Origin of the sequence: Bradyrhizobium sp. WYCCWR 12699, assembly GCF_032144035.1 — a bacterium.
Taxonomy (GTDB): Bacteria; Pseudomonadota; Alphaproteobacteria; order Rhizobiales; family Xanthobacteraceae; genus Bradyrhizobium.
Genome location: NZ_JAVTJN010000034.1, coordinates 1 through 26367, shown reverse-complemented (window position 1 = coordinate 26367; position 26367 = coordinate 1). Strand labels below are relative to the sequence as shown.

At 60.5% G+C, this 26367-nt stretch carries 23 protein-coding genes and 1 pseudogene; 4 read left to right on the top strand and 20 right to left on the bottom strand.

Annotated elements, in window-relative coordinates:
- The first annotated feature begins 7 nt into the window (after nt 1-7).
- Entirely contained in the window at nt 8-1207 is a 1200-nt protein-coding gene (locus RPS27_RS23670) for a glycosyltransferase family 4 protein (RefSeq protein ID WP_313754602.1), read from the top strand.
- A gap of 64 nt (nt 1208-1271) precedes the next feature.
- Here the strand turns inward: RPS27_RS23670 and RPS27_RS23665 are convergent, their stop codons facing one another.
- From RPS27_RS23665 to RPS27_RS23600, 14 genes are all read right to left on the bottom strand, one after another.
- Nucleotides 1272-2441 carry a glycosyltransferase family 1 protein gene (locus RPS27_RS23665; RefSeq protein ID WP_313754601.1) on the bottom strand — a complete coding sequence of 390 codons (1170 nt, stop codon included), beginning with the start codon at nt 2439-2441 and terminating at the stop codon, nt 1272-1274.
- On the bottom strand, nt 2438-3367 hold the full coding sequence (locus tag RPS27_RS23660) for an SDR family oxidoreductase (protein ID WP_313754600.1): 930 nt from the start codon (nt 3365-3367) through the stop codon (nt 2438-2440). The genes RPS27_RS23665 and RPS27_RS23660 overlap by 4 nt, the downstream gene beginning before the upstream one ends.
- A 167-nt stretch (nt 3368-3534) precedes the next feature.
- A complete protein-coding gene (locus RPS27_RS23655; RefSeq protein ID WP_313754599.1) occupies nt 3535-4629 on the bottom strand; it encodes a Gfo/Idh/MocA family oxidoreductase in 1095 nt (364 codons plus the stop codon).
- A gap of 416 nt (nt 4630-5045) precedes the next feature.
- Nucleotides 5046-5888, bottom strand: coding sequence for a class I SAM-dependent methyltransferase (locus tag RPS27_RS23650; RefSeq protein ID WP_313754598.1), 843 nt, complete (start codon nt 5886-5888; stop codon nt 5046-5048).
- Between the two features lie 10 nt (nt 5889-5898).
- Nucleotides 5899-6819: a glycosyltransferase gene (locus RPS27_RS23645; RefSeq protein WP_313754597.1), complete on the bottom strand. Its 921-nt coding sequence runs from the start codon at nt 6817-6819 to the stop codon at nt 5899-5901.
- A 149-nt stretch (nt 6820-6968) separates the two neighbouring features.
- Complete coding sequence (locus RPS27_RS23640) at nt 6969-7562, bottom strand: acyltransferase (RefSeq protein ID WP_313754596.1); 594 nt, start codon at nt 7560-7562, stop codon at nt 6969-6971.
- On the bottom strand, nt 7562-8923 hold the full coding sequence (locus tag RPS27_RS23635) for a hypothetical protein (RefSeq protein ID WP_313754595.1): 1362 nt from the start codon (nt 8921-8923) through the stop codon (nt 7562-7564). Before RPS27_RS23635 ends, RPS27_RS23640 begins: the two co-directional genes overlap by 1 nt.
- A complete protein-coding gene (locus RPS27_RS23630; protein WP_313754594.1) occupies nt 8920-10050 on the bottom strand; it encodes an N-acetyl sugar amidotransferase in 1131 nt (376 codons plus the stop codon). Before RPS27_RS23630 ends, RPS27_RS23635 begins: the two co-directional genes overlap by 4 nt.
- Nucleotides 10037-10819, bottom strand: a complete 783-nt coding sequence (locus RPS27_RS23625; protein WP_313754593.1) for a HisA/HisF-related TIM barrel protein — start codon at nt 10817-10819, stop codon at nt 10037-10039. The genes RPS27_RS23630 and RPS27_RS23625 overlap by 14 nt, the downstream gene beginning before the upstream one ends.
- Nucleotides 10816-11433: an imidazole glycerol phosphate synthase subunit HisH gene (hisH, locus tag RPS27_RS23620; protein WP_313754592.1), complete on the bottom strand. Its 618-nt coding sequence runs from the start codon at nt 11431-11433 to the stop codon at nt 10816-10818. The genes RPS27_RS23625 and hisH overlap by 4 nt, the downstream gene beginning before the upstream one ends.
- Entirely contained in the window at nt 11430-12848 is a 1419-nt protein-coding gene (locus tag RPS27_RS23615; RefSeq protein ID WP_313754591.1) for an oligosaccharide flippase family protein, read from the bottom strand. Before RPS27_RS23615 ends, hisH begins: the two co-directional genes overlap by 4 nt.
- A complete protein-coding gene (locus RPS27_RS23610; RefSeq protein ID WP_313754590.1) occupies nt 12835-13941 on the bottom strand; it encodes a DegT/DnrJ/EryC1/StrS family aminotransferase in 1107 nt (368 codons plus the stop codon). Before RPS27_RS23610 ends, RPS27_RS23615 begins: the two co-directional genes overlap by 14 nt.
- Nucleotides 13942-13969: 28 nt before the next feature.
- Nucleotides 13970-14434 carry an acyltransferase gene (locus tag RPS27_RS23605; protein ID WP_313754589.1) on the bottom strand — a complete coding sequence of 155 codons (465 nt, stop codon included), beginning with the start codon at nt 14432-14434 and terminating at the stop codon, nt 13970-13972.
- Complete coding sequence (locus RPS27_RS23600; protein ID WP_313754588.1) at nt 14431-15492, bottom strand: Gfo/Idh/MocA family oxidoreductase; 1062 nt, start codon at nt 15490-15492, stop codon at nt 14431-14433. The genes RPS27_RS23605 and RPS27_RS23600 overlap by 4 nt, the downstream gene beginning before the upstream one ends.
- 305 nt (nt 15493-15797) lie before the next feature.
- Here RPS27_RS23600 and RPS27_RS23595 point away from each other — a divergent pair, with 305 nt between their 5' ends.
- Nucleotides 15798-17015 (top strand): acyltransferase, encoded by a 1218-nt coding sequence (locus RPS27_RS23595; RefSeq protein WP_313754587.1) that lies wholly within the window; start codon nt 15798-15800, stop codon nt 17013-17015.
- A gap of 111 nt (nt 17016-17126) precedes the next feature.
- Nucleotides 17127-18083, top strand: coding sequence for a glycosyltransferase family 2 protein (locus RPS27_RS23590; protein ID WP_313754586.1), 957 nt, complete (start codon nt 17127-17129; stop codon nt 18081-18083).
- 3 nt (nt 18084-18086) lie between these two features.
- On the opposite strand, the gene RPS27_RS23585 is transcribed toward RPS27_RS23590, so the two are convergent.
- The 5 genes from RPS27_RS23585 to rfbF are packed head-to-tail and all read right to left on the bottom strand — an operon-like array spanning nt 18087 to nt 24080.
- Nucleotides 18087-19007 (bottom strand): NAD(P)-dependent oxidoreductase, encoded by a 921-nt coding sequence (locus RPS27_RS23585; RefSeq protein ID WP_313754585.1) that lies wholly within the window; start codon nt 19005-19007, stop codon nt 18087-18089.
- A 40-nt stretch (nt 19008-19047) separates the two neighbouring features.
- On the bottom strand, nt 19048-20805 hold the full coding sequence (locus tag RPS27_RS23580; protein ID WP_313754584.1) for a thiamine pyrophosphate-binding protein: 1758 nt from the start codon (nt 20803-20805) through the stop codon (nt 19048-19050).
- 4 nt (nt 20806-20809) lie between these two features.
- Nucleotides 20810-22180 (bottom strand): lipopolysaccharide biosynthesis protein RfbH, encoded by a 1371-nt coding sequence (rfbH, locus tag RPS27_RS23575; protein ID WP_313754583.1) that lies wholly within the window; start codon nt 22178-22180, stop codon nt 20810-20812.
- On the bottom strand, nt 22177-23313 hold the full coding sequence (gene rfbG, locus RPS27_RS23570) for a CDP-glucose 4,6-dehydratase (RefSeq protein WP_313754582.1): 1137 nt from the start codon (nt 23311-23313) through the stop codon (nt 22177-22179). Before rfbG ends, rfbH begins: the two co-directional genes overlap by 4 nt.
- Complete coding sequence (gene rfbF, locus RPS27_RS23565) at nt 23310-24080, bottom strand: glucose-1-phosphate cytidylyltransferase (RefSeq protein ID WP_313754581.1); 771 nt, start codon at nt 24078-24080, stop codon at nt 23310-23312. Before rfbF ends, rfbG begins: the two co-directional genes overlap by 4 nt.
- Before the next feature lie 179 nt (nt 24081-24259).
- Here rfbF and RPS27_RS23560 point away from each other — a divergent pair, with 179 nt between their 5' ends.
- Nucleotides 24260-25885 (top strand): hypothetical protein, encoded by a 1626-nt coding sequence (locus RPS27_RS23560; protein ID WP_313754580.1) that lies wholly within the window; start codon nt 24260-24262, stop codon nt 25883-25885.
- A gap of 10 nt (nt 25886-25895) precedes the next feature.
- Here RPS27_RS23560 and RPS27_RS23555 read toward each other — a convergent pair.
- Nucleotides 25896-26367 (bottom strand): annotated as a pseudogene (locus tag RPS27_RS23555) (hypothetical protein); the annotation flags it as partial.

The window sequence follows — 26367 nt, the reverse complement described above, 5'->3', positions numbered from 1 at the left end:
TCCACTCATGGAAAAGCCCGCGAAGCTGCTCATCGCAGCACAATTCTATCCGCCGGATACGAGCACAACAGCAGCTTATGTCGGAAGGATTGCCAACACACTCGCCGCTGATCATCAGGTAACCGTCATCTCGGCAACTCCCGGTTCCGGCGAGATAGACCCGCCGGGCAAACCGGGCGTCGTCGAGATAAGCACCTGGAATCCCGGCGGCTCCGCTCTCGTACGGCGCTCCCTGGCGATCTGTTTGCTTGCAGTGCGGATGTTTTTTGCCGTTCTCAGGCGCGCAGGCCCCAAAGATACCGTGTTCTGCGTCACGACGCCCTTCACTTTGCCCTATGCCGTTCTCCTGGCCGCCAAGCTGAAGGGAGCCGCCACCGTGCTTCTCATTTACGACCTCTATCCCGAGATATTGGAAGCGGCCGGCATCGCGCAGTCCAGCTCTTTCCCCGTCCGGCTGATTCACGCCGCAAATACCCAGTTGTTCAGGCGCCTGGATGCAATCGTCGTGATTGGACGGGATGTCCCTCCCCTCATCCAGAAGTATCGCGGTGTCGAGGCCGGCAAGATCCACTACATACCCAATTGGCCGCTAATCCCAATCGGATATCGCCAGACGGATCCCACCAGCCGATTCCGCTCGCCTGATGCCTCACGCCTCATCGTCGGCCTGTCCGGCAATCTCGGCTTCACACACGACCCTGCGACGGTCTTTCACGCGGCAAGACTGCTGCGGAACGATGACAATATCCACTTCATCCTGTCCGGATGGGGCGTGGGCTGGAAGGAGCTGAACGATCTGTTCGCGAAGGACCGACTCGAGAACGTCACCATTCTGCGGCCGGTCGCCGAGAATGAGCTCGTCGAATTCCTGTCCGCCGCCGATCTCTGGATTATTCCCTACCGTCGCAATGTAGCCGGCGCTTCGATACCGAGCCGCCTCTACAACATCCTCGCCGTGGGCCGGCCAGTGATCGTGGCCTGCGAACCGAACTCGGAAGGGGCTCTCGTACTCAACGAAGAGGCAATCGGATGGGTCGTTCCGCCGGAAAACCCGGCAGAGCTGGCCCGCACGATCCGCGAGGCCGCCAGAGACCGCCAGTCGACAACAGACAAAGGCCTTCGTGCGGCCGACGTTGCCTGGAAATACTCCGAGGAAATCGCGCTTGCTCGCTATCGTCGCGTTGTGAACAGCGTCAGGCGAGCGTAAACGAAGCAGAAGCACACAAGCCGTGAAGGCATCTGCAGCAAAGTCTACGCGTCCACTCGACGGCTCAGAAAGACGCGGAATCCCGCCCAGCTGCGCGCTTGATGGCATCCGTGAAATCTTCGGCGAATTTTGCGACTCGGGCTTCGACGGACGATCCTAACTGCCTCACACGGAGCGGCTCGTCCGTGGAGAGGGCCTCGGCAAGATACCCGGCAAGCGCCGCGGCATCGTCGACGTCGAAGAAGAGTGCCGCGCCACCCGTCTGCTCGCGGTGCACCGCCAGATTCGAAACGATCATGGGCACCTCGAACGATTTCGCTTCTTCCACCGTCGTGCTCCAGCCTTCGAAGCGCGAGGGATTGATGAGGGCCGTGCAGGACCGGAGCAGCGCATAAACATGATCGAGAGGAATCATCCCAAGGTATCGGAAATTCTCCCTGAGCCCGCGTTCCTCGACCTCCCGCATGATCGCTTTGAAATAGTCGGGTGGTTCGTCGGGACCACCTGACACCGCCACGACGGCCTTTATCCCACGGTTCGCCAGAAGCGCCAGTGCATTCAGAACCAGCTTGTGATTCTTGTGCCGCCAGAACTGATTGGGCAAATAGAAATATTGCTCGGGCAGATCATAGAGACGGATGATCCCGTGCGGGTTCACCGCGAGAAGATCATCGGTCGGGCGACTGGCGAATCTGACGACCGACATCTGGTTTCCAGCACGCGGATAGAACTGCCGGCAATCGTCGAGGGCACTCTTGCTACTTAGGACGATGGAGCGTCCCGACGCGAGTTGCATACGGAAACCAATCTCGCGACGCCACCAGGCCGCTCTCGAAAAGAGATGAGGAAGACTCCTGTGCTGCAAATCCGGAAACCAGGAAACAGCGGGGAGTGGAAGCCGCCAGCCAAAGAAGCGCGCGTGCTCGAACACAACGTCAACGCCCGCCGAACGGAAGGCGGCCGCCGCGGCGAAATCGATCCCGGCAACGAGTGCGCTCGTTAGGCCTGAATGGTCGCGCTCGAATGCCCTCCGCTTGACGACTTCAACCCCGGGAATCCCTGCAAAGGTCGCCAGGTCGTTGTCGTCGTCCGACAGGCCCGCAAACACGACAGCTTCCAACTCGCCGGGACGATATCTGTGCAGCGCGACGAACAGATTGCGGAGGTAATTGAATCCTCCAGCATGCAGGCGAGGGGGTATGAAGGTGAAACCGACACGGAGCGGCAGACTCAACGATGCTGCTCCTTGAACCAGGCGACGTAGTCGGCGATCCCGGCCCGAACGGCGATTTGCCACTCGAAAGACAGTGCATTCAGCAAACCGGGATCGGCAACGAGGCTGAAGGGGTCGCCTGGACGTGTCACACCTGAGAACTCGATGGGAATTTCCCCTCCCCAACTGCTGACGATGGATCTGGCGATATCGGCAACCGATGTGGCAACGCCGGAGCCTCCGTTGATGACACCGACCGGCTGATCCTGCCGGTTGTCGCCGATGCGCGCCAGCAGCCGCGCGACGTCGCGCACGTCGGTCCAATCCCGCTGTTCTTGTCCGGTTCCTCCGAGCTTCAACACCCTAGCGCCTTCGCTCAGGCGCGTGCAAAGGTCCCATAGCAACTGCTTGCGCAGATTGGCGCCATAGACCGAGAACAGCCTCACGATCGCGCTCTGCAAGCCGAAGGTAGCCGCGTAGCTGCGACAGAGCTGCTCGATCATGAGCTTATGCTGCCCATAAGGAGATACCGGGTTGGTCGGGGCCCTTTCGCTCATGCGCTCCGCATTGCCGGCACCGTACACCGCAGCGCTGGACACGACCACGAGGTGACACTCGGGTGCGCTGGTGCGTAGCCACTCCAGCAACCGGGCCGAGGTCGCCACCGTGCGCGAAAAATCTTCGTATGGCTGCGCAATGGACGCGCCAACGGACGATCCGCCCGCAAGATGGAACAAGACGGTCGGCAGCCCGGTATGCACCGCCAACCCGCCGAGATTGGTGTAATCGACCTCGCCGTTGAGCCAATGGCCCATTCCAAGCCGGCGCCTCTCGGGTTCATCAAGCGCGCCGTGCCCAAGACCGTGGACTGGCAATCCCCGCTGGGCAAGCTCGCGCGTCAAATACCTGCCGATGAATCCGTTCGCACCAGTGATCCAGATTGTCATGATAGCGCCCAACGCTCACAGCCTGCCGAATTAATCGAAACGTAGCGAAACATAACCGACATCCAGAGGAAGAAAAGCGCGTTCCAAGCCAACTCTGCCCCGCCCGGCAAACGTGGAAGTGGCCTCTCCGCTGCTGCTGCACGGCGGCATCCGGCTGCCCTCAACCTTCAACGCAAGCGAAGCGGCATGACAGCGGAGTGATCAGAGGCGATGCCGAGGCGACCGCGCCGCGGCACGAAGCGGAGGAAGACCTCCTGCCCCGTCTCGATGGATTCGTAGAGCGCCGAGATCAGTTCGAGGCTCTTGCGTCCCTGGAGCCCGTCGACCAGCGCGGCGCCCCGATCGGACAGGCACTCGACGACATGCTGATAGTACGCCTGATGGCCGAAGCCGTAGACGTTCGGCGGGTTGACCGAGAACCTCTCGATCACTTCCTTGTCCGACGGCAACTCATCGACGAAGCGCCAGTGCCGGATCTGGTTCATGGCGAAGCCGCCGACCTCCACCGCGCCCTTTTCGCCGAGGATCGACAGCGAGCCTTCGAGATCGGAGGGACGAACAGCCGTCGTTGCCTCGATGATGCCAAGAGCGCCATTTCGAAACTTCAACGTCGCGACCGCGGTGTCCTCGGTCTCGATCTTGACCAGCGCGGTGGTGCTACGCGCATGAACGCTGACGACGTCGCCGAAAAACCATTCCAGCATGTCGACGTGATGGCTGGCCTGGTTGGTGAGGACGCCGCCGTCATACGCCCAGGTGCCGCGCCAGGGGTCCTGATCGTAATAGGCCTGATCGCGGCACCAGCGCACCCGGACCGTGCCGAGCACGAGCTTGCCGAACCGGTTCGCCTCGAGCGCCTCGCGCGCCTTGACGATCGGAACATTGAATCGGTTCTGCTTGACCACGAAAAGCTTCACACCCGCCTCATCGCAGGCGCGGATCATTTCGTCGGCGTCCTGCAACCGCAGCGCCATCGGCTTCTCGACCACCACGTGCTTGCCCGCCCGCGCGCAGGCGATCGCATGCTGCGGGTGAAGGCCGCTCGGGGTCAGAACCACGACGACGTCGACGTCCTTGCGGGCTAGCATGTCGTCGAGGTCGTAGTGGGCGGGAACCCCGAACTTGGCGGCGAGCGCATCTGCCCGCCCTCGCTCGGAGTCGCATACGGCTACGAGCCGGGCCCCCGCGATATGGTTGCCGCCCAAGAGATCGGAATGACGTCTAGAGATGCGCCCGCAGCCTAGCAGGCCGAACCTGATCATCTCATTGTCCTTTCCACGGGGCCGCCCGGCAAAACAGCCGGCAGACGGGTCTATAGTCGAAATAGCCGAGATGAATCAACTCTTAAGCACCGCCGTCACGGCGGGCCGCAGATGGCGGTCGCGCGCAATGCGCCACTTCTCGAGGCGGAAGATCGGACTGACGAGCTCTCGCCGGGCAATGGATCAGCTGCTCTCAGAGACGTCGCGATCAGCCTCGATCGTCTTTACGAACGTTGCTGGATTGCCGGCCACGACCGCGTGGACGGGCGTGTCTCTCGACACAACCGAACGGCCGCGACGATCGCACCCGACCCAATGGTGACAGCTCGCATCACGAATGCTCCGACACCCTTCGTGTGCGACCTTGATGGTGGGCGCCAAATCTTCTCCGGTCCCGTATCCAGTGCTGCCAATCATTACTTGTAAGCGACGAACGAATACAACCGGCCGGGCCGGTCGTCGAAATAGCTGGCCATCGCAAGAGCTACTTCGATCGCTTTTCGTGGAATCGCGAACCGCATAAGCGACGATAGAGAACCTTTCCCACAACACTTCGCGACCAGTTCGTCGCGAATGCGATCCATTGTGTATGGATAGAGATTGATAGGGCTTGCAAGCGGTGAAAGCACCTCAAGTGAGCGAAATCCTGCTTGCTTTAATGCACCGAGATAGCTGTCCAGGCGGAACGCATTTTCCCCGCCATAAAGATGGTGCAGGGGGTGTGCAGCAAGGAACCGAGGCAAGTCGCTATCCCTAGTGATGACATGTTCTCTTGCCGCTAGCAGCAAACCACCAGGTTTGAGCACGCGATACATTTCCGTGCATGCATTTTCGAGGTTGCGGGTGTGGTGGAGAACTGCCCGGGCAAAAACGAGGTCAAAGCTTTCATCGGGGAAGGGCAGCTGTTCCGAAAAGTGCTCAACGACCTGTATGTCAAGTTCGGCTTCGGTCGATAGTCTTCGGATTGCAGCCGCTCCCACGATTGCGCTCGGATCGGGCTCGAGAGCTGTGACCTCGAATCCCTGACGTGCCAACGCATAACTCGCTATGCCTCGTCCTGCTCCGACGTCCAAGGCCTTGCCTTGCCTGGCCGCCAACAGCCGCGACACTTCTTGCCACTCCGTGGATTCGTAGTAACGCTCAGCCGCCGCAATGAGCGGATCATCGTAGAATGCATCCAGAACAAGCTGCTGTTGCCCTGGCTGCTCGCGAAGCCAACACACTGCATCTTCCCAGGAGCTCTTGGTGATCGAGTTCATGAGGCGAAGATCATCCCGCGATCAATTCTTGAAATCGAATCCATTGGCGCTGTTTGCTATACTTGGTTTGGACCATGCTGTTGCCGGCCTCAGCAATCGACGAGGCCCAAGCCGGGTCGGACAGAAGTCGACGGACCAGATCAGGAATCTGATCGGGCGAAGAATAGGTCACCATTGTCTTACCATCGATAAAGCCATCTGGGTAGTTTCCAGCATCCGTCAGGAGAACTGAACCACAGCCGGTCGCTTCAAAGCACCGCATGTTCCCGCGATCAGAACCGGCCATATCGACCGCTCCGTTCAGAACTATACGCGAATTTGCAAATCGAGCGTACATTTCACGTCCGTACACCGGCCCGGCCGTGAGTTCTCGTACCCGACGAGGATATGCGTGCTTGCCAAGAACGGGAACAAACGGAAGCGCGTTGGCTAGACGCGCCAAGCGTCCTTCTTCAAGGTGAAAACTCATTCGAACGCCCTCAAGAGACGCAGCCTCCTTCAAAGCGGCCGTCCTTGCAACATGATGACGAGAAAATCCTCCGACGAACACGAGGTCCAACGATCTGACCGCCCGACCGGCATACTCACTCATCGCCGGATCACATGCCGGCGCGAAATACGCAGTCCGACATCCTCTGTCCTCCCAATCCCTGAGGATTGAAGGAAAATTGCATATTACGAGATCGTATCCAGAGAGATCGACGTTGCCCGAAGGTGCCGCCCGCCAGCAGATGGCGCGTCTCACACATCCGGGCAGTCTCTTTACGAAATCGGATCCATACAACATGGGATCCAAGTTATAAAACACTTCGGTATTGTGCTCTTCGATCTGCGCCAACAGTATCTCTGTCAGGTCACTCGTCCGAACCCCATGCTCACGTGCCCAAGCGCACTGCAATTGGTCATCATCGCCGTTCGTGTAGAATGCCAATGGATCTCCTTCGAGCACCGGAAGCAGGATGTGCAACGCTGCAAACCGACTGTGAAGGAAGCTAGAGATCTGCTGGCTGAACGTGGACCCGTGCGACTTTGGCCGATGACTGCGAAAGCCTCTCGAAAGACCGTTGTTCTGAAATATCTTCATTGCGACGGTTGGATCCTGTCCTCGGCGTCAAGCATCCGGATGATACGGGCCGGGTTGCCCGCAACGAGAGCACGAGGAGGAACGTCGCGTGTAACCACCGAACACGCGGCGACAACGGCCCCCTCTCCGATCGTTACTCCCTTGAGGATCGTGACGTTGAATCCGATCCAAGCCTTGTCGCCGATCACGATCGGCGCACTGGGCACGTGTGTCCAGTCCTTGCGATTCCGGGCCCAGTCGCGAACGTCGCTTCGACGCAAATCCCATTCCAGGCTGTGCGAATCGTGGTCAACGATAGTAGCGCCCCAAGAAACCAGAACGTCGTCCCCGATGGCGATGTTGCGAAAGCAAATCAAAGTCGACAGCCCGAGATAGCTGCGGTCGCCGATGCGAACCTCGCCTCCCTGATTTTCAAATATGATATTCGCGTGAACGATAGAGCCTCCACCAATCTGAAGTCGATTGCCCGACACACCGCGCAACCGGCGCCAATCCACCGAGGTGTCGCTTCCGCGCGTGACGGACCTCGATCTCCAGCTTTTCCAACCTAAGAGAGCATCGACAATCCGCACAGGAATAGAGCCCGGCATCAACTCCTCCCCTTGATCTCGACTGCGTCCGCTGAATGACCACCCGGCTTCGCTCGCTGCCAGTAACGGCTCAACTGCTGGATCACAGCCACTGCAAGCGGCAAACCCAATCCACCAGTCACGATGGAAGTCGGAAGCGCGGAAATCATGAGATTGTAAATGCCTATAAACGACGCCGCGAGGACCGCCAGAGTCATCGCCGACTTTCCCATCCTTAGCAGCGACAGGTCGATCCATCTGCATAGGGCGCCGACCACGAGTGAGTAGATGACCACCCCGAGATAGGAAAAGTCCGCCCACGCGTCGGCGATAAACATCGCCGTTGTGTGGGTTCCATCAACAGATCTCCACAGTCTTGCAACGAGGTCGTACGAAGGCTGCCACTTCCAACCGACAATCGCAGACAGCACGCGCAAATTGCCTCCCCACATGTGATCCAGCCGCCACGGAATCGCGCCCCAGTACTCCATCAATGCGGCATTCGAAAAATCGAAAGCGCGGTAGTAGAAAAATTCGAACGCTTCACTCGGCTGCATGCCCGGAATTGCGATCATGAAGATCGGGATGAATATCAGGAATGCGACGCCGACCCCGAGAAGGCATACGCGCCAATCGAGATTGTTGCGGAAAAGAAGATAACCGACCAACAGCAATTGCAGGACGAACAGTACGATCGGCGCCTTGTTGAGCGTCTCGAGCTTGCCGAGGATCGTCGCGGCCAGAAGCAGCACGGTGACAGCGCCCAGGATCCACGAGCGCCGCCCCCAGGCAACCAGCCCGGCCCACACGATGATCATCGGCGCGATGGTGCCCGTCACCAGATTGAATAGGTAGACCCTGCTTCCGCCATTCTGCTGGCGATAAACGATCTTGGCAAACTCGTCACCCGGCGTCGAGAGGTAGCCGAGCAGGATCTGCAAGTGATGCTCCCGGTATGAGATCCAGAGCATGAAAACCGCCAGCACCAGACCGATGCCCAGCAGCCACATTTCTCCCGGAGCCCTGGCCAGGGGCTGATGGCTCCAATTCTTCAGCCCATCGCGCGCGCTCTTGACCGCAGCCGGCATGAGCCGATTGACCAGCTCGATCCCGGCAACCACCGCGACAAACATCAAACCGATCGATAAATTCAAGGCGACCGTGATTTCCGGAAAATGCACGGACTGCGAGATCTGCTTGTCCACGGCCGAGATCGGAATGCGCCAGAGCATATAGAGCAGGTAGGCGGGGCCATAAACCAGGAGCAGGAAGCCGAGCAGCATCGTCGATGCGGAGACAAACCTGTCGCAGCGGAAGATCAGATAGGCCGCGGCGCCGATCATCGCCAGCGTCGCAATCGCATAGCTCGCGACAACCATCATCGCCTCCCTGCTCGCAGTCTTTTGAGAGAGTGGTTCAGCCGGTACAGCAAGGCGTTGTTTGCGAAGCTCTCGTGCTGAACCGACGGCAGGGCGACGAGTCGTTCCAGCTCGCTCACCGTTATTCCCAGCTTCTTGGCGATAAAGCGCTTGTCGCGAGCGGCCTGCTCCTTCGTGACCAAGGGCTGCTGAAGCTGCGCCAGCGCTTCGTCGCGTGTCATCTGCCCCGCCACGATCAGCGCAGAATAGTGAAGCCGCCGCTTGTCGAAGGAATAGCGGGTCGGCAGGTAGATCTCCTGGTAGAACTTGGTGAAGCGGCTCTCCTGGTGCTTGCTGCCATAGTCGACAAAGCCGTATTCATCCATCAGCAGGCGCTTTGCGGCTTCCTTATCGTAGGGGAGGTAGTTCAGGGGCTTGAGGATCTGAACCTGCCCGCGGACGCGCACCAACCACAGATATTGGAGTGTTCCCATGAGGGGAAATGTCCGCAGCCGGGCCGTTCCATGCGCCTTGTGAATGGCGCGAACGTTGCGTCCGTCCATGGCGGGGTACCCGCCGTCAGGGATGTGGATGCTCTCACTGCTGAAGTTGACGCCGTTCATGAAATAGCGCTGACCGTACCGGTGAGCGAGCCTGTAGAGAGTCGAGAAGAATGCGTGGTCTTGTGGCGTGTCCTGGTTGAGAACGGAGGCGCGCAGATACGCCAGTTGCAGATCGCGCATTTCCTCCCACTCCACCACATAGGTGTAGAGATCGATGTCGAGCTGCCTGACGATCTTCTCAATATTGCGGACGGCCGCCTCCGTATTCCAGCCCCCGTCGACATGAACGGCCAGCATCCGAAGATTGAGCTCGCGCTTGAGAAAGTGTGCAAGATAGGCGCTATCCACGCCGCCGCTCAACCCGATCATGACATCGTAGGGTTTGCCTGCCATCTCCTGTTTGATGTTATTGACGGTTTTCTCGAGCCTGGCGCGTCCCTCCTTGGTCGGCCACCATTCATGCGGCTTGCGCGCGATGGCATCCCGACAGCAGATGCATTGGCCGGTTTCGTCGAACGTCACGCCGGGATTGTTGTTATCCATCACGCAGATCGAACAGACCTGATATCGTCGGCTACTCTGCAGCATCGGCATCCTCTCGCATGTTCGCGCGCATCTGCTCGATATCAGCCGCAGAAGGATACGTGATGAGGACTGCCCGCAGGCGTCCGTAGAATATGAAGGTGCTGCCGGAGGCCACGGCCGATGCACCAGCGCCGAGTCCTTCGGCCAGATGCCGGAGTTCGCCCGCACCTCCTATCGCCATCAGGGGAAGCTCGACGGCCCTGGACACGTCGGAGATGAGTGCAAGATCGTAACCGCTGCGCTCGCCATCGCGATCGATGTTTTGCAAGAGGATTTCGCCGGCACCGGCGGCTTCAGCCAACTGCGCCAGCTTGATTGGATCGAGATCCGTCACGACGCGACCGCGGTCGATCGCAGTCCGCCATCCCTCTTGCGTGTGCTTGCAATCGACACAGACCGTCACGGCCTGGGATCCGAATTCGTCGGCAATCGACCGGATCACGTGTGTCTGCGTACCGGCGCGACCAAGAACAACCTTCTCGACGCCGGCCGCGAAGATGGGGGACACGTCCGCAACCGACGTGACGCCGCCGCCATAGCTCATGGGCATGAAGCACTCGCTCGCAAGCTCACGGATGAAGCCGACATCCGGCCGTCTTTGCTCGACCGAGGCGTTGATGTCGAGCACGCAGATCTCGTCGACCTCCTTTTCGTTGAAGATGCGAATGACGTTGAAGGGATCGCCGACATAGACTGGCTCGCCGAAACGGCGCGTCTTGACGAGGCGGCGGCGGCTATCGAACAGCAGGACCGGAACGACGCGGGATCTCATCCTGCGGCTCTCTCGACGAAATTGCGGAGCAGCGCCATGCCGAACCGATGGCTCTTTTCGGGATGGAATTGCACACCGTAAATATTATCGTGTTGCACCGAGCAGACGACCGGCTGATCGAACTGGTAAGTCGCCGCCACGTCGCCGGCATGGTCGCATTCCATGCGATAGCTGTGGGTGAAGTAGAAGCGGAATTGGCCCTCACCAGCAAACAACTTGGCATTCGGCATGGCCTCGATGTCCGCCCATCCCATGAACGGCACCTTGAGCTTGAGAGCGGAATCGGGCCGCATCCGAACCGAAGCCGCTGGAACCCAGCCCAGTCCTGCCGAGGAGCCCTCCTCGCTGCCCCGCCCGAGCAGCTGCATCCCAAGGCAGACGCCCAGCAACGGGGTTTTCCGGACAAGGGCCGCGCTTTCGAGCGCGGGAATGAGGTTGGAATCGCGCAGTCTTTGCATGGCGGCGTCGAACGCGCCGACACCGGGCAGCAACAGGTGACTGGCTTCGAGGATGGCCGAGGGCTGATTGGTTATTCGTGCCTCGTAGCCGATGAACTCCAACATGTTCACGAGGGCGCCGGGATTCCCCACTCCGTAATCGACGATGGTAATCATCGCAATTCCCTCCTTGCCATCAATAGGGCGAAGGCACTTATCATACCAGCCAGCAGGACGCCTAACGCAATCACCGCGACAGGTTCGAGAAAGCGCGCTAGCGCTGCAAGGACAGCAGAGACCGCCGCGCCGAGGATGCAGGCGACGGCGAAGGATTTCAGCAGTCTCGCGGTGCTCCACCCGGCCGCACCATAGCAAATCCAGAGGATCGCAAGATAGCTGAGAGTCAACGCAACGCTTTGCAGGGCCACGGCCTCCGGCAGGGAGCACCCGGATGCAAGCACGGCCCACAGACAGCCGACGGAGCTGATCGCGGCAACCGCCTCGAGCTTGAGATTGAGGTCTTGCCGGCCGATCGAATCGAGAAGCCGGTCCATCCAGTTCGTCATCATGAAGAGCGATGCAGGCACGACGAGGATCGCCGAGAGCCCGCCTACACCCTGCCATCGCGGCCCGAGCACGATCTCGAACAGCGTATCGCCTCCGAACACCAGCAGAGCGATCCACGGACTGCTGACAACGAGCAGCCAGCGCATGATCCGGTCGATCGCCGGGCCTTGCGCGGTAAGGCCTTCGGTCGCCGCGCGATGAAAGAACACCGGCCTCAAGGCCGCGCTCGTGAAAGCTGATGGAAGATGCGTCAATCTCCAGGCCTGGCTGTAAAGGCCGACCTGTGCGGCGGTTCCGAACGCGCCCGCGATGAAGATCGGCGCGCGCTCGCGCAGCAGGGAGAGCACCGTGAAAGGCAGCGAGAACTGCAGGAAGCGCCTGTTGGACGCCAGCGCGGCGATCATTGCGCGCGTATTCACCGGCCGGAGGGGCGCCCCGGCGGAGCGCCGCACGCAGCGCGCATAGAAGAGCGTCGCGGCGGCCTGTCCAATGACGCTCCCGATCACCAGCCACGCGCCGTCACCGCTCAGAGCGCCGCCGAGCTGGACGAGATTGGCCACGATCGCATTCACCACGGCCCCCGTCGAGATCTGGGCAAATGCGCCTTCGCGCATCAGCCAGGCCTGGCATGCGACCCCGAGCCCGACGAGAGCGAGCCAACCCCACCCCAGCGCCGCAGGCAGCGGCCCGATGCCGAATTCCCGAAGAGAGCCCATGGAGAGGACGAGGAGGAAGCCGAGCACCAGAGCCACCGCGCAAACGACGCAAACGATCGCAAAAAAAAGATCACTCGCAGCCGCGGAGTCGCGCTCGATTACCAGGCCGAGGTCAAAGCGAAAGGAGAGCAGCGAGCCCGCGGTGACCGCCGCCGCCTGGATAGCCGCCCATATGCCGAAATCGGCGGGGGCGTAAAGACGAAATAGCACCGGCAGAAGGGCGATCGCAAACGCCTGCGACGCGAGGGGACCAAATCCCGCCGCGATCAGAGATCTGCCCAGGCGATTGGATGGTTTAGGACTGGCCAAACTTCGCCACCAGATCAATGACAGCGCTCTGCTGTTCAGGCGTGATCTCGGCGAACATTGGCAGCGAGAGAATGCGGCTTTGATGGCGATGGGCGTTCGGGAACTGCTCCGGTCGCAAATGCAGGCGTTCGTAGCTCTGAAGGAACGGCAAGGCGGTCGGATAGTTGACCGCCGTCTGGACACCGTTTGCGTTCAGGTGCCGGGCCAGTTCGTCGCGGCGTGGATACTGAATCGTATACAGGTGATAGACGTGCTCTCGCGCGGCCGCGACATAGGGCACGATCAGATCCTCGATCTGGTTCAGACCGGCATCATAGATCGCGGCGGCCGCCCTGCGCGCCTTGGTCCAGTCCGAGAGGTGCCGCAGCTTCGCCGACAGGATCGCAGCCTGCAGACCGTCCAGCCGGCTGTTGATTCCCTCGATCTCATGCTGATGCTTGGTCAGTCCGCCGTGCCGCGCGATCTTGGCCATGCGGCTGGCAAGGGCGGCATCGTTAGTCACGATGGCGCCGGCGTCGCCCATCGCGCCGAGATTCTTGCCGGGATAGAAGGAGAACGTCGCGACATCCCCGAAGGTGCCGACCTGCTGTCCCCTGTACCGCGCCAAATGAGCCTGCGCACAGTCTTCCAGGACCCAAAGCTTGTGCTTGCGGGCGATCGCCATGATGGCATCCATGTCCGCGGGCTGTCCGTAGAGGTGAACCGGGATTATGCCGACGGTGCGCGGCGTGATCGCGCTTTCGATCGCAACCGGATCGATCGTGAAGGTACGCGCATCGGTATCGCAGAACACCACGTCGGCGCCGCTATGGGTGATCATGGATGACGTGCTGACCCACGAATGCGCGGTGGTGATGACTTCGGCGCCGGCTGTGACGCCGAGCGCGCGAAGCGCGATGTAGAGCGCGTCGGTGCCGTTTGCGCAGGATACACAGTGGCCTACGCCGATCGCTTCGGCAAACTCCTGTTCGAAGGCATCGACATAGGGCCCGCGGATGAAGGCGCTGTCGCGGATGACCGAAGCGATCGCCTGGTCGATCTCGTCCTTGATGGTCTGATATTGAAGATTGAGATCCGCAAACGGTACGTTCATAGCGTCCCCTCAGTCACAGCTGCCTGTTCTATTTCCGGACCAGCCTTCGGGCGGGATTTCCCACGTAAAAGCCGGGCACGGTGATATCGCGGGTCACGACAGCCCCGGCTCCAACGACGACATCGTCGCAGATCCGGACGGGAAGGATCGTGGCGTTCGAACCGATCGATACCCGATCGCCCACAACGGTCGCGTGCCAAAGCTCCTTGTCGCCCCGGGCAGGCCCGCCGATCGAGAAAGTGTCGTTGATGAAGACGGCTCCATGACCGATGAAGCAGTCTTCACCGATGGTCACCAACTCGCAAACAAAGGCGTGGGACTGCACGCGCGTCCTGGCCCCGATCCTGGCCGTCTTCTGGATTTCCGTGAACGGCCCGATAAAGCAATCATCCCCGATCTCGCAACCGTAGAGGTTGCACGGCTGAACGATCTTGACCCGCAATCCGAACGTCACGTCGCGGACGTCAACCTCGTTGACGGTTGGCAAGATCATGATGTCTCGCCCAACCGGCACCGCTTCGGATTGAAGTGGAGCTCGACCTCCTTGCCGGTCTCGATCGATTCGTAGAGAGCCGAGATGAGTTCGAGGCTCTTGCGCCCCTCGAGCCCATCGACCAGCGCCGGGCCTTGGTTGCTCAAGCAATCGACGACATGCTCGTAGTAGGCCTGATGCCCGAACCCGTACACGTTGGGAGGATTGACCGAAAAGTTTTCCATCACATCCGCGTCGGAAGGCAGCTCGTCACGAAATTGCCAATGCCGGATCTTGTTGACCGCGAACCCCGCAATCTCCACCGTGCCCTTCTCGCCGAGGATCGAGAGCGAGCCTTCCAGATCCTTCGGCCGCACGGCGGTCGTAGCCTCGATGACCCCCAAGGCGCCGTTGCGAAATCTCAAGGTCGCGACGGCCGTGTCCTCCGCCTCGATGTTCACGAGCGCCGTGGCGGCTCGCGCATGTACGCTGACAACATCGCCGAAGAACCATTCGAGCATATCGACGTGATGGCTGGCCTGGTTGGCAAGAACTCCGCCGTCGTAGGCCCAGGTCCCACGCCATTTGTCCTGATCGTAATAGGACTGATCCCGGCACCATCGCACACGTACGGTACCCAGAATCAACTTGCCGAACCTGCCGGCCAGCAGCGCCTCGCGGGCCTTCACCACCGGGACGTTGAAGCGGTTCTGCTTCACCACGAACAGCTTTACGCCAGCGACATCGCAAGCCTCAATCATCGCATCGGCATCCGCCAGCCGCAGAGCCATGGGCTTTTCGACAATGACGTGCTTTCCCGCCTTCGCGACCTCGATCGCATGCGGCGCATGCAATCCGCTCGGCGTCAGAACGGAAACAACATCCATATCGGTCCGACCGAGAAAATCCGTGAGGTTGTGAAACCCCGGAACCGCGTACCTGCTGGCGAATTGATTGGCGCGCTCCGGGACTTCGTCGCAGACGGCCGCCAGCACGGCACCCTTGATGTGCCCGCCGCTCAACAAATCGGCGTGACGCTTGGCTATGCGCCCACAGCCAAGCAGGCCAATTCTGATCATGCCTGCGATATTCCCTGATCAATTGATAGAAGCTGGTCCCAATCGGGCGCCCAAGCCCGATCGATGCGGGTTATTATCAGCTTCCCACCGGTCAGCGCAAGGGAACTGGCACAGTTCGCCAATTTGGCTTTGCACATTAAATCAATAGGTTAGAGCCTCACCGGCGAGGTCGCGGGCGCGGCGGAGAAGTTGCGTTACCGCGCTTGACCCGCGCCGGGGAAGCGAGCATTAGCGTTTGAGAAACGCTCCCGCGAACCGTCGTTAGGACGATTCGCCCCCCCGGCCATACCGTACGGACGCATCCTTTGCTCGAAGGCTCCCATTCCAGAAGCGATGTGCCCCGATCGGATATTCGTATCGCCGAAATCGATGGCCTCAGAGGCCTCGCCGTTCTCCTTGTCTTGCTGTGGCACTTCATCGGCGCCCTCCTTCCTCAGACGACTGTTCTTTTGAAGCTCGTGAGCGGGACAGTCATTTTCGGACGCACCGGTGTCGACCTGTTCTTCGTTTTGTCCGGATTTTTGATTATCGGAATATTGGTCGATCGTCGGGATGCAGATAACTACTTCCATGTCTTCTTCGCCCGACGTGCGCTAAGGATCCTGCCCCCCTACGCAATGCTCCTCATTGTTTTTTGGATTCTGACGGCCCTCTTGCCGGCAGGGTACTATTTTGGCCATCAGATTCCATGGTGGAGCTACGCGACCTTCACGCAAAACTGGTACATCATCAAATTGAACAATTGGGGACCTGGTGGCGCGTCCGTCACCTGGTCGGTCGCGATCGAAGAGCAGTTCTATATCATCTTTCCCGTAATCGTCTATTTGATCCCGCGGCGGCATCTGTTTCCTCTGCTCATTTGCATAGGAACAGGCTCGATCTTGGCCAGAGCAGCTTGTTTCCTGCTCTATCCGCAAAATGCCTTTGCACCATATGTCGCGACTTTCCTTAGGCTGGATGGCCTTTGTGCTGGCGGCATGCTGGCCTTAGCTTGTCGTGATGCGCATCTCTGGCGAACGATGATCGCGCATCGCTCGACGCTGATGAAGGTCAACGGCACCTTTGCGGCATTCATCCCCTTCTTCCTTGTTGCCCTGCATTGGAGCCCTGGGACAACGATGTACTATTGGGGCCACACCTACCTGACGGTCCTATATTCACTGACGCTTGCGACGATCTTGACGAATTCGAACTCCCGGCTCAGCGCGGCGCTTCGCCTTGGATTCTTACGTGCGCTCGGCGCGATTTCGTACACTGCCTACCTGGTTCATCCGCTGTTCATAGGACTGGCTTTCACAGTGGTTGGAAAAAGAGAAGAGCTGAAATCGATGTCCGATGCGTTCTTGTTGGTTCTGGCAATGTTAGTCACCCTTCTGTATTCTAAGGCTTCCTACATTTTGATCGAGAGCAAGCTGCTGGCGATTGGTCATCGACTCGAATACTCCGCGCGCGGCTCTGGTTCTCGCGCGGCTGACCTTTCCGGGCCATCGGCTGTGTCCAAGGGATCGCAACTCCAACGATAATTCTCGTAAACTGCCGCTTCGTCGGAGTTGCTGCTTTGCACGATTGATCGAGGCATCTATGTTCTATTGAAAGGCAATATCCTGTCCCCTTCGCCTTACTGAGATCACCTCGTGAAAACAATCAGCGTCGTAACCCCTTGCTTCAACGAAGAGGTCAATGTCCGGGACTGCTACGAGGCGGTCAGGAGGATCTTCGACGAGAAGCTTCAGGGCTATCGGCGCGAGCACATTTTTTGCGACAATGCTTCCGACGACCGCACGGTGAAAATCCTGCGCGGCATCGCCGCCGCCGACCCATCGGTGCGCATCATCGTCAACGCTCGCAATTTCGGTCCCCTGCGCAACACGTTCAACGGCGTGATGGCGTCGAGCGGCGACGCCGTGCTCCTGTTCATGCCTGCCGACCTCCAGGATCCCCCGGAGTTGTTGCCCGAGTTCGTGAAGCTGTGGGAAGAGGGCAACGAGATAGTCTACGGCATCCGTGCAGTCCGGGAAGAAGGGCGGCTGATGCGCAGCGTCCGCAACGCCTATTATCGCCTGCTGACTCGCTTCTCCGAAATCAAGGTGCCGCCGGGCGTCGGTGACTTTCAGCTCGTCGATCGTGGCGTCGTCGAGCGGATGCGGCAGGTTCGCGACGGACATCCTTTCATGCGGATGATGACCTTCGAATGCGGCGGCCGCGCCGTCGGCGTGCCATACACCTGGCGCGCGCGCAAGAAGGGGCTGTCAAAGAATCGCGCGGCGGCGCTCATCGACCAGGGGATCAACGGCCTGGTCTCGTTCACTTCGGCGCCGCTGCGGTTCGGCCTCTATGCTGGCTTCGCGTTGTCTTTCGTGAGCATCGCCTATGCCGTGATCAACCTGCTGCTCGGCCTGATCCTGTACCAGCGCCTCGCCGATCCCGGCATCCTCACCCTGATCGTCGCAATGTTCTTCTTCGGCGGCGTCCAGCTGTTCTTCATGGGCATGATCGGGGAATATATCCTCGCCATCTACGGCCAGGTCCGAAAAAAACCCGTCGTATTCGAGCGCGAGCGGGTCAATTTCGACGCGCCGCGAGAACCCTGAGACTTACGTTGCGCAAGGCTCGGCGGCCGCGTGCCAAGCCAGCGTGTCGCGCAATCCTTGGTCGAGCTCGACCATCGGACGCCAGCCCAGGGCCCCAAGCCGCCTCATGTCCGCGGCTAGCACCATGACCTGATCCGGCCGGTACGGCACCTCGCCGAAGCCGAGGTCGCCGGCCCCGATCAGCTCGTGCAGGTGCGAAACCGTCTCGCGAAGCTGCGGCGCCTCGGGATTGCCGAGATTGTAGATGCCCTGCGCCGCCGGGCTCGTCAGCACCAAACGAACGGCCGCCGCGGCATCGCGGGCATGGAGGAAACCCCAGCGCTGCTCGCAGGCCGTCAGAGCCATGTGGCCGCCGGCGCGCAGGGTCCGGATCAGGCTCGGAATCAGCCATGCATCCCCGTCCTTGGGGCCATAGGTCGAGAAGATGCGCAGCCAGGCAAAGCGCTGTCCGCGCTCGGCGCAGCGGCGCGCGACCATCAGCCCGCTCGCCAGCTTGGCGACGCCGTAGAGCGTCGTGGGGTGCGGCGCGTCTTCTTCCGAGATGGCGCGATTGTAAGGACCGTATTCGGCCTGTGAGCCCGCGCCGACGAAGACCGTTGCCCCCGCGTCCGCCGCGAGGTCAGCCAGCTCCACGGCATCGACGATGTTGCGGGCCTGCTCCTTGCTATTGCGCTCGCGGTTGCCCACCCCGCGCCAGGCCATGTGCACCACGGCATCCGGCGCAAAGGCGACGAGTTCTCGCCCAAGGGCGCCCAATTCCTCCAGCGTGCCCGCGATGACGGTCAAGCGGTCCAGGCTGGCCACCAGCCGCCATGGGCTGGTGCCTGGCCGCAGCAGCACCGCAACGTCGTGTCCCCGCGCGAGCAGGTCTTCTGCAACATAGGACCCCAGAAAGCCCGTGGCGCCCGTCACGAATATGCGCATCGCGATCCCCGCCAGTGCTTTGGTAACGGACCCGCGCCCCTTATACGGTTCGCAGCGAGGCCGGTCTTGGATAGTCGACGAAGCGATTGCCCGACGCGTATTCGCTTTCGCTCAAATAAGGGAACTGATCGTTGATGGGACGCCCCATCTCGAGCTTGGGCTCGATCAGCGTGTGCTCGCTCAGCATCACGTCGATCACGATCGGTCCGCCCGTGAACAACGCCGGATCGATCTGGTCGAGCCTCTCGACACGCGCATAGCGCAGGCCGTAGGCCGCCGCCAACGCCCCAAAATCCGGAAAGCTCAGGCCGTCGCGCGAGGCGCTGTAGCGGCCGTGCATGTAGCTGTCCTGGAACTGCTTGATGATCCCGTACGACCCATTGTTCATGACGATGATCGCGATGTCGAGATTGTTGTGCCGGACGGTCTGTAATTCCTGGATGTTGAGGTGAAAACCGCCATCGCCATTGTAGGAGATGACCTGGCGATCGGGGCGGTCGATCTTGGCGCCGATCGCGGCCGGCAGCGCATAGCCCATCGGCGAGTTGCCGCCGGGATTGAACAACGTGTGTCGCTTCACCTTGAAGGCCTGGTAGAGCCAGCACACCGCAGCGCCGGTATCGCCGATGACGATCGCGTCCTCGGCAATGATCTCGTTGACGCGACGGATGACGTCATAGGGGGACAACGAGTTCAGCCGTGCCGCCGAGGTGCTGACCTCCTTGTGGTAGTAGCGCTGCTTCATCTCGGCGACATAGCTGCCCCATTCCTGGCTCAGCGGCTGGAGATCGAGCCCGCGCAGCACGTTGGGCAGTTCGGCGAAGTCGAGATGGCTGATGCGGTAGCCGTCGTTGCGATATTTGGCGAGTTCCTCCTTGTCGACGTCAACGACATGGACGGTGGCACCCACCGCAAACTGCTTGGTGTTGCCGGTACGCTGGCGATTGTCGAGCCGGCTGCCGAGCACCAGTACGGCGTCCGCGTTCTGCAGCACGAAATTCGAGCCGCGATTGCCGTAGACGCCGATCTGCCCGACAAAGCCCGGGTGATCGTGATCGAAATAGCTGAGGCCGGCCCAGCTGGACACGAATGGCAGGCCGCTCTGCCGCAGCCAGTCGGCGACCTCCCGCTCCACGCCGGCAAGACCGATTCCCCCGCCCCAGAGCACCACTGGACGCTTCGCCTCGGCCAGCGTCCTCTTCAGGTCCGACAGGACCTTCGCCGGATCCTCCGTCGGCTCGGGCATCCGGGAGGGAAGCAGGATCTCGTCCCCCACCTCGACCTGCTGGATGTCCATGGGCACGTCGATCAGAACTGGGCCCATGCGGCCCGAGGTTGCGATTGAATAGGCCTTGGCGAGCTCCTTGCGCAGTTCCTCGGGGCTACTGACCATCACCGCGTATTTGGTGACAGGGCGGACCATCTCCACGATCCGGGTTTCCTGGAAACCCGCCTGGCGCACATGGGCGCCGTGGAATGCACTGCTTTCGCGCTGGTTGACCTGGCCGGTGATGTGCAGCGACGGAATGGAATCGAAATGGGAGGTCGCGACGCCGGTGATGAGGTTGGTCGCTCCCGGGCCGGACGTCGCCAGGGTCACGCCGACCTTGCGGTTGACGCGCCACAGCGCATCGGCGGCCATCGCCGCGCCTTGCTCGTGCTGGAAGCAGGTGTAGTGAAGCTTCGGGTGCTCCGCGACCGCATCGATCATGAACGCGCAGGCGCCTCCCGTCAGCAGGAAAACCCGGTCGCTTCCGACCCGCGCGAGAAACTCCGCGATGTATTGCGCTCCGTTCATCGCCTCATTCCCCGCCTTTGGCGCCACGAGCCTTTGCCGCGCAAAACTCCCGGATGATCTCGAGCACGTAGTCGATATGCTCGTCAGCGAGGCCCGGATAGACACCGATCCAGAACGTCTGGTTCATGATCGTGTCGCTGTTGGCGAGCGAGCCGTGCACGTGGAAATTCCGTCCGATCATGTAGGGCTGCCGCACGAGATTGCCAGCGAACAGCAGGCGCGTGCCGATCCCGCGTTCGTTCAGATGACGCACGATGGCGTCGCGCGTGAACGGCGCACTGGGGCGGAGCGTCAGCACGAAGCCAAACCAGGACGGCTCACTGTTCGGCGTCGGCTCGGGCAGGATGAAGAACTCCTCGAGCGCCTTGAGCCCGTTCTTCAGAAGACCGAAATTCCGCCGCCGCGCGGCAATGAAGCCCTCGAGATGGTCGAGCTGGGCGACGCCGACGGCCGCCTGCATGTCGGTGATCTTCAGATTGAAGCCGAGATGGCTGTAGATGTACTTGTGGTCATAACCGTAGGGCAGCTCGCCGAGCTGCCAATCGAAGCGGCGCTGGCAGGTGTTGTCCTTGCCCGGATCGCAATAGCAGTCGCGTCCCCAGTCGCGGAACGTCTCCATCGCGCGGCGCAGGCCAGGATGGCTCGTGAATACCGCGCCGCCCTCGCCCATCGTGATGTGGTGCGCGGGATAGAAGCTAAGCGTGCCGATGTCGCCGAACGTCCCGACGTGACGGCCGGAATATGTAGCTCCGAGCGCGTCGCAGCAATCCTCGATCAGCCAGAGCTTGTGGCGCTTGGCGATGTCGGCGATCTTGCCGAGATCGAACGGATTGCCGAGCGTATGCGCCACCATGATGGCGCGCGTCTTCGGCGTGATCGCCTCTTCGATCAGCTCGGGCACGATGTTGTAGGTGGGGATGTCGACGTCGACGAACACCGGCACCATGCCTTGCGTGATCGCCGGATTGACGGTCGTCGGAAAGCCGGTTGCGGCCGTGATCACCTCGCTGCCCGCCGTCACCTGGCGGTCGCGCAGCAGGGGCGAGGTGAGCGCCGAGAAGGCGACGAGATTGGCCGAGGAGCCGGAGTTGACAGTCAAGGCGTAACGCGCACCGACGCGCTTGGCGAGCTTCTGCTGGAACTCGTCGTTGAAACGGCCGGTGGTCAGCCAGAAATCGAGCGCCGAATCCACCAGCGACTTGACGTCGCTGGCATCAAATACCCGCCCCGATACCGGCACGGGCGACTGGCCGGCGACGAACGCTTTGGGCGCATGCGCGACGGCGGAGTATTCCTCCACCAGATCCATGATCGATGCCCTGATCTCTTCAGGGCTTCGTTGACCCGCCGCTGCGGGTGCTGGCGCCGATTTCATGTCAATGACTTCGCCTTGGACGCGGATGCCAGGCCGCGGGTGGTTTCGGATACCGGCTGGGACGTGCCGTTCAGGGCATCGCTGGCCAACACGCGCTCAAGCTGGTCCAGTGAGAGCCGGCGCATATCCTCGCCGCGCTGATTCGCCTTGTACCAGTCGACAGTGAGAGTCAGCCCCCCCAGCAGGTCGAGCCGGGGCGACCAATTCAGCCGCGCGCGGGCTCGCTCGCAGTCGAGCCTCAGGAAGGCGGCTTCGTGCGGGTGCGGACCGTCGTCGCTGACCCAGCGCGCGCCCTCGCCCCATAGCGCCTGCAGATGCTCCACCACATTTCGCACCGGCTGCTCGCTCTCGGCGTTCGGACCGAAGTTCCAGCCCTCGGCGAAGCTCGCGTCATCCATCAGGCGCTCGACGAGGGTGAGGTAGCCCAGGATAGGATCGAGCGCATGCTGCCAGGGCCGCACCGAATTGGGGTTGCGAATCCGCAGCGGCTGCCGGTCCATGAACGCCTGCATCGCATCCGGGACCAGGCGGTCACGGGCCCAATCGCCGCCGCCGAAGACGTTGCCGGCGCGGGCCGTCGCGATACGCGCCGCGCTGCTCCCCGCAAAGAAGCTCCGGCGATAGGAATGGGCGACGAGCTCCGCACAGGCCTTGCTATTGCTGTAGGGATCGCTGCCGCCGAGACGATCGCCCTCGCGGAAGGCGGTCTGGCTACCGTCGTTCTCGTAGCATTTGTCGCTGGTGACGATCAGGACGGCTCGGACGGAAGGCAGATGCCGTGCCGCCTCCAACACATGCACCGTACCCATCACGTTGGTCGCGAAGGTCTCCACCGGCTCCTCATAGGAGGGCCGCACCAATGCCTGCGCAGCCATGTGAATGACGATCTCGGGCTGCGCTTCCGACAAAGCAGCGCTGAGGGTGCCGAGGTCGCGGATGTCGGCCAGGCGCTGCTTGATGTCACCGGCGACATTGGCCGCCTCGAACAGCGAGGATCGGTGGGTGGGGGGGAGCGCGTAACCGTAGACGCTGGCGCCGAAGCGGCGCAGCAGCAGCGCCATCCAGGCGCCCTTGAAGCCGGTATGTCCGGTCAGGAAGACCTTCTTGCCGCGCCAGAGCGCCGGGTCCGTCACCACTTCCTCCAACGAGCGCGGTTGTTCGCCCACTCATCTTCCAGGAAATTACGATCGCGCAACGTATCCATCGGATGCCAGAAGCCATGATGCACGAAGGCGCGCAGGTCGTCCCCGCGCGCAAGTCGCTCCATCGGATCCCGCTCCCACACCGTATGATCGCCGGCGATCAGATCGCCGACCGAAGGCGACAGCAGGAAAAATCCACCATTGATCCAGCCGCCATCGTCAAGCGGCTTCTCCGCGAAATTGACGACCTTATCTCCTTCGATGGTCACCGCGCCGAACCGTCGCGCCGGGCGCACCACCGAAACGGTCGCCTTGCGCCCATGCTCCCGGTGGAACGCAATTTCGGCATGAAGATCGATATCGGCCACGCCGTCACCATAGGTCAAAGCAAAGAACTGCTCGTCGGCGACGTAAGGCAGCACGCGCTTCAATCGGCCGCCGGTCTGCGTCTCTTCCCCGGTATCGACGAGCGTCACACGCCACGGCTCGGCCGTCTCGCGGTGCACCTCCATCCGGTTTTCGGCCAGATGGAACGTGACGTCCGACATATGCAGAAAGTAGTTCGCGAAATACTCCTTGATCATGTACCCCTTGTAGCCGAGGCAGATCACGAAATCATGGAAGCCATGATGACTGTAGATCTTCATGATGTGCCACAGGATGGGCCGCCCGCCGATCTCGACCATGGGCTTGGGGCGGGTTGTCGTCTCTTCCGCAATGCGCGTGCCCAGACCTCCTGCCAGGATCACCACTTTCATTCAATTAACCCCGCCCTCTCCCATTGCGACCAACCTCCAATTGCAAGTAGAACAGTATTCCGCCCGACGCCAATCAAAATTGTTGGAAGAATTGACGTTTTTGCCGTCTCGACAGAGCCGGATCCTGCCAGCCGCCAGTGGTTGCCCTCACCTGTGGGAACCGGGACCGAAGAAGAATTATGAACGCACGCTTTGAAACCAGTCAACGACCAAGCCTTAAACCCGGATGGTCAGGAAATAAAGGCCGGGCCGCGCTACTCATTCTCGCGATCCTGCTCATGGCCTGCTTGGCAAAAATCGTGCTTCCCATGATTGATCAGGCCAAGCCCAGCCTGGTCGACGACCACGACATCGTATTCGCGCTCGACGGCGGGAGTACCGTCTCGTTGAGGTCGATCGGGACTTGGCTCGCGCAGACACCTGAGTACCGAGAACTTCTGGAGTCCGGGAAGACCACACGGTTTCGTCCCGGCTACTATGTACTCAAGGCAATCGAGATTTACGCATGGGGAGACAACATGCGGCTTTGGTATCTTTTCAGATACGTGGCCGACATTGGAACAACCATGTTGATCGCCGCACTATTCCTGCGAACGTTTGGTCTTCCGTCCGCAGTCGCTTTCATCCTTCTCTACATGGGACACCAGAGTTGGAGCGATTTGATACCCCGACTTGGACCAACCGAATTCCAAGGCAATTGCGCCGCGGCTCTCGTCGTTTGGTCCGCGTGGAAGTACGCAACAGACGACAATTCGGGAAAATATGTGCTTTGGCTCCTTGCCATGGCTTCATTTTTGTTTTCGATCTTGAAAGAAGTTAACTCGCTCTATCTCCTGGAAGCGTCCGTCCTGGCGATTTCCTGCGGACTCTTTTTGCAGGCGCCACGACTCGTCAGGCTTGGACTGCTCTCTGGATTGATCGCCTGCGCAGTGTTTGCTTTTCTCCTGATGACAGTGCGCGAAACGTCTTCAGCACTCACGCTCAAGGGCGCCATTTCCGACTTTCGGATGCATTTGCGCGGAGATCAGGTCTTCCGCATTATCGGCTTAGTCACAGCCGTTCTCATGGTCATTCTGTTAGCGATCGACTTCATCAGGAAGGGCCAGGCGGATCGAAGGCATTACGCGCTTCTTCTGCTGGTCCTTGCGCTGGAGCCAACGCGCCTCGCAACCTACTTTCTCACCCACCCAATCGCCGGTGTCGACGGATTCGACGCACTCTCGATGCGTTATGCATTCCCGTTCGTATTGATGCAGGCGCTTGCTATCGCATTGGTCGTGGGAGTCTTGAGCGAGCGCTTGGCAATCCTCTCGATTCCGAAGATTTGGGCCAATGCTTCCATCGGAGCGATGCTTTCCTCGGCAATTGTATTAGCCGTGCTGGTAAGCAACCAGGGTATCTTGCATCCTATGGTCAAGCAGTCAGTTGACCTGTGGCGCCAGTTTAACTCGGATGCGGACCAAGCCATCAAAGACGTCGGCCATAAGCTGGTCGAGCGACGGTTAGCCGGTGGTAATCCTGCACTATTTGTCAGCGGCCCCACGCCCGGAATATGGGAGCCGGCCCTTGCCCTCGCGCTTTATCTGAAGCTTCGATTGTCGGGAACTCCAGTCTACGCAGACATCACTGGAGTCTCTGATATCGAGCACGACTATGCGGTTTATCTACTGACGAGGTACGGGGCATGGCCGATTTCCGGCGAAGAGACCCAAAAACTAAAGGCGAACTGCATAGAGGTTCATGTCGACATTCGGAGAATTGCGAACTCGAAATGTGACATCATACAAATCATCAAGCCGCTTTAAGGGCTCTCGGTTAGCGCAAAATGAAATCGGCTTGGTGACCGTCAAAATAATAGGCGCTGCGCACATCGAAGGTGGTCTGCGCGACGTTTGTCTCGTGGGCGGCAGCAACCGTCTCGTAAAAAGTGGCGGGCTCTTGGTGCGGCGCGAGAGGGACCAGCGCGGGCAAGGTTTCAGCTGCATTAGAATTTGCAAGTCCAAAGGTCGACGCTTCGATGAAAGAAAAATTTCCAGCCGCGAAGCTATGCTTATCCATGTCACCGCTGCCCGGATGATCGACCTGGACTAAGCTGGATGGTCCTGGGACCTTGATGGCACCGGCCGGCGGTGCAGCCGAGGCGCCAATGACGCCGTCACCGTTCAGATCCTGATGAAAGCTCGTTTCGAAAGACTTCAGAGCGTTGCTACTCGCCGCGAGCAACCCAGCGTTCGACGTGTAATTGCCGTTGCCATCCGTATACCAGATTGTGAACTGTGTCCCACTC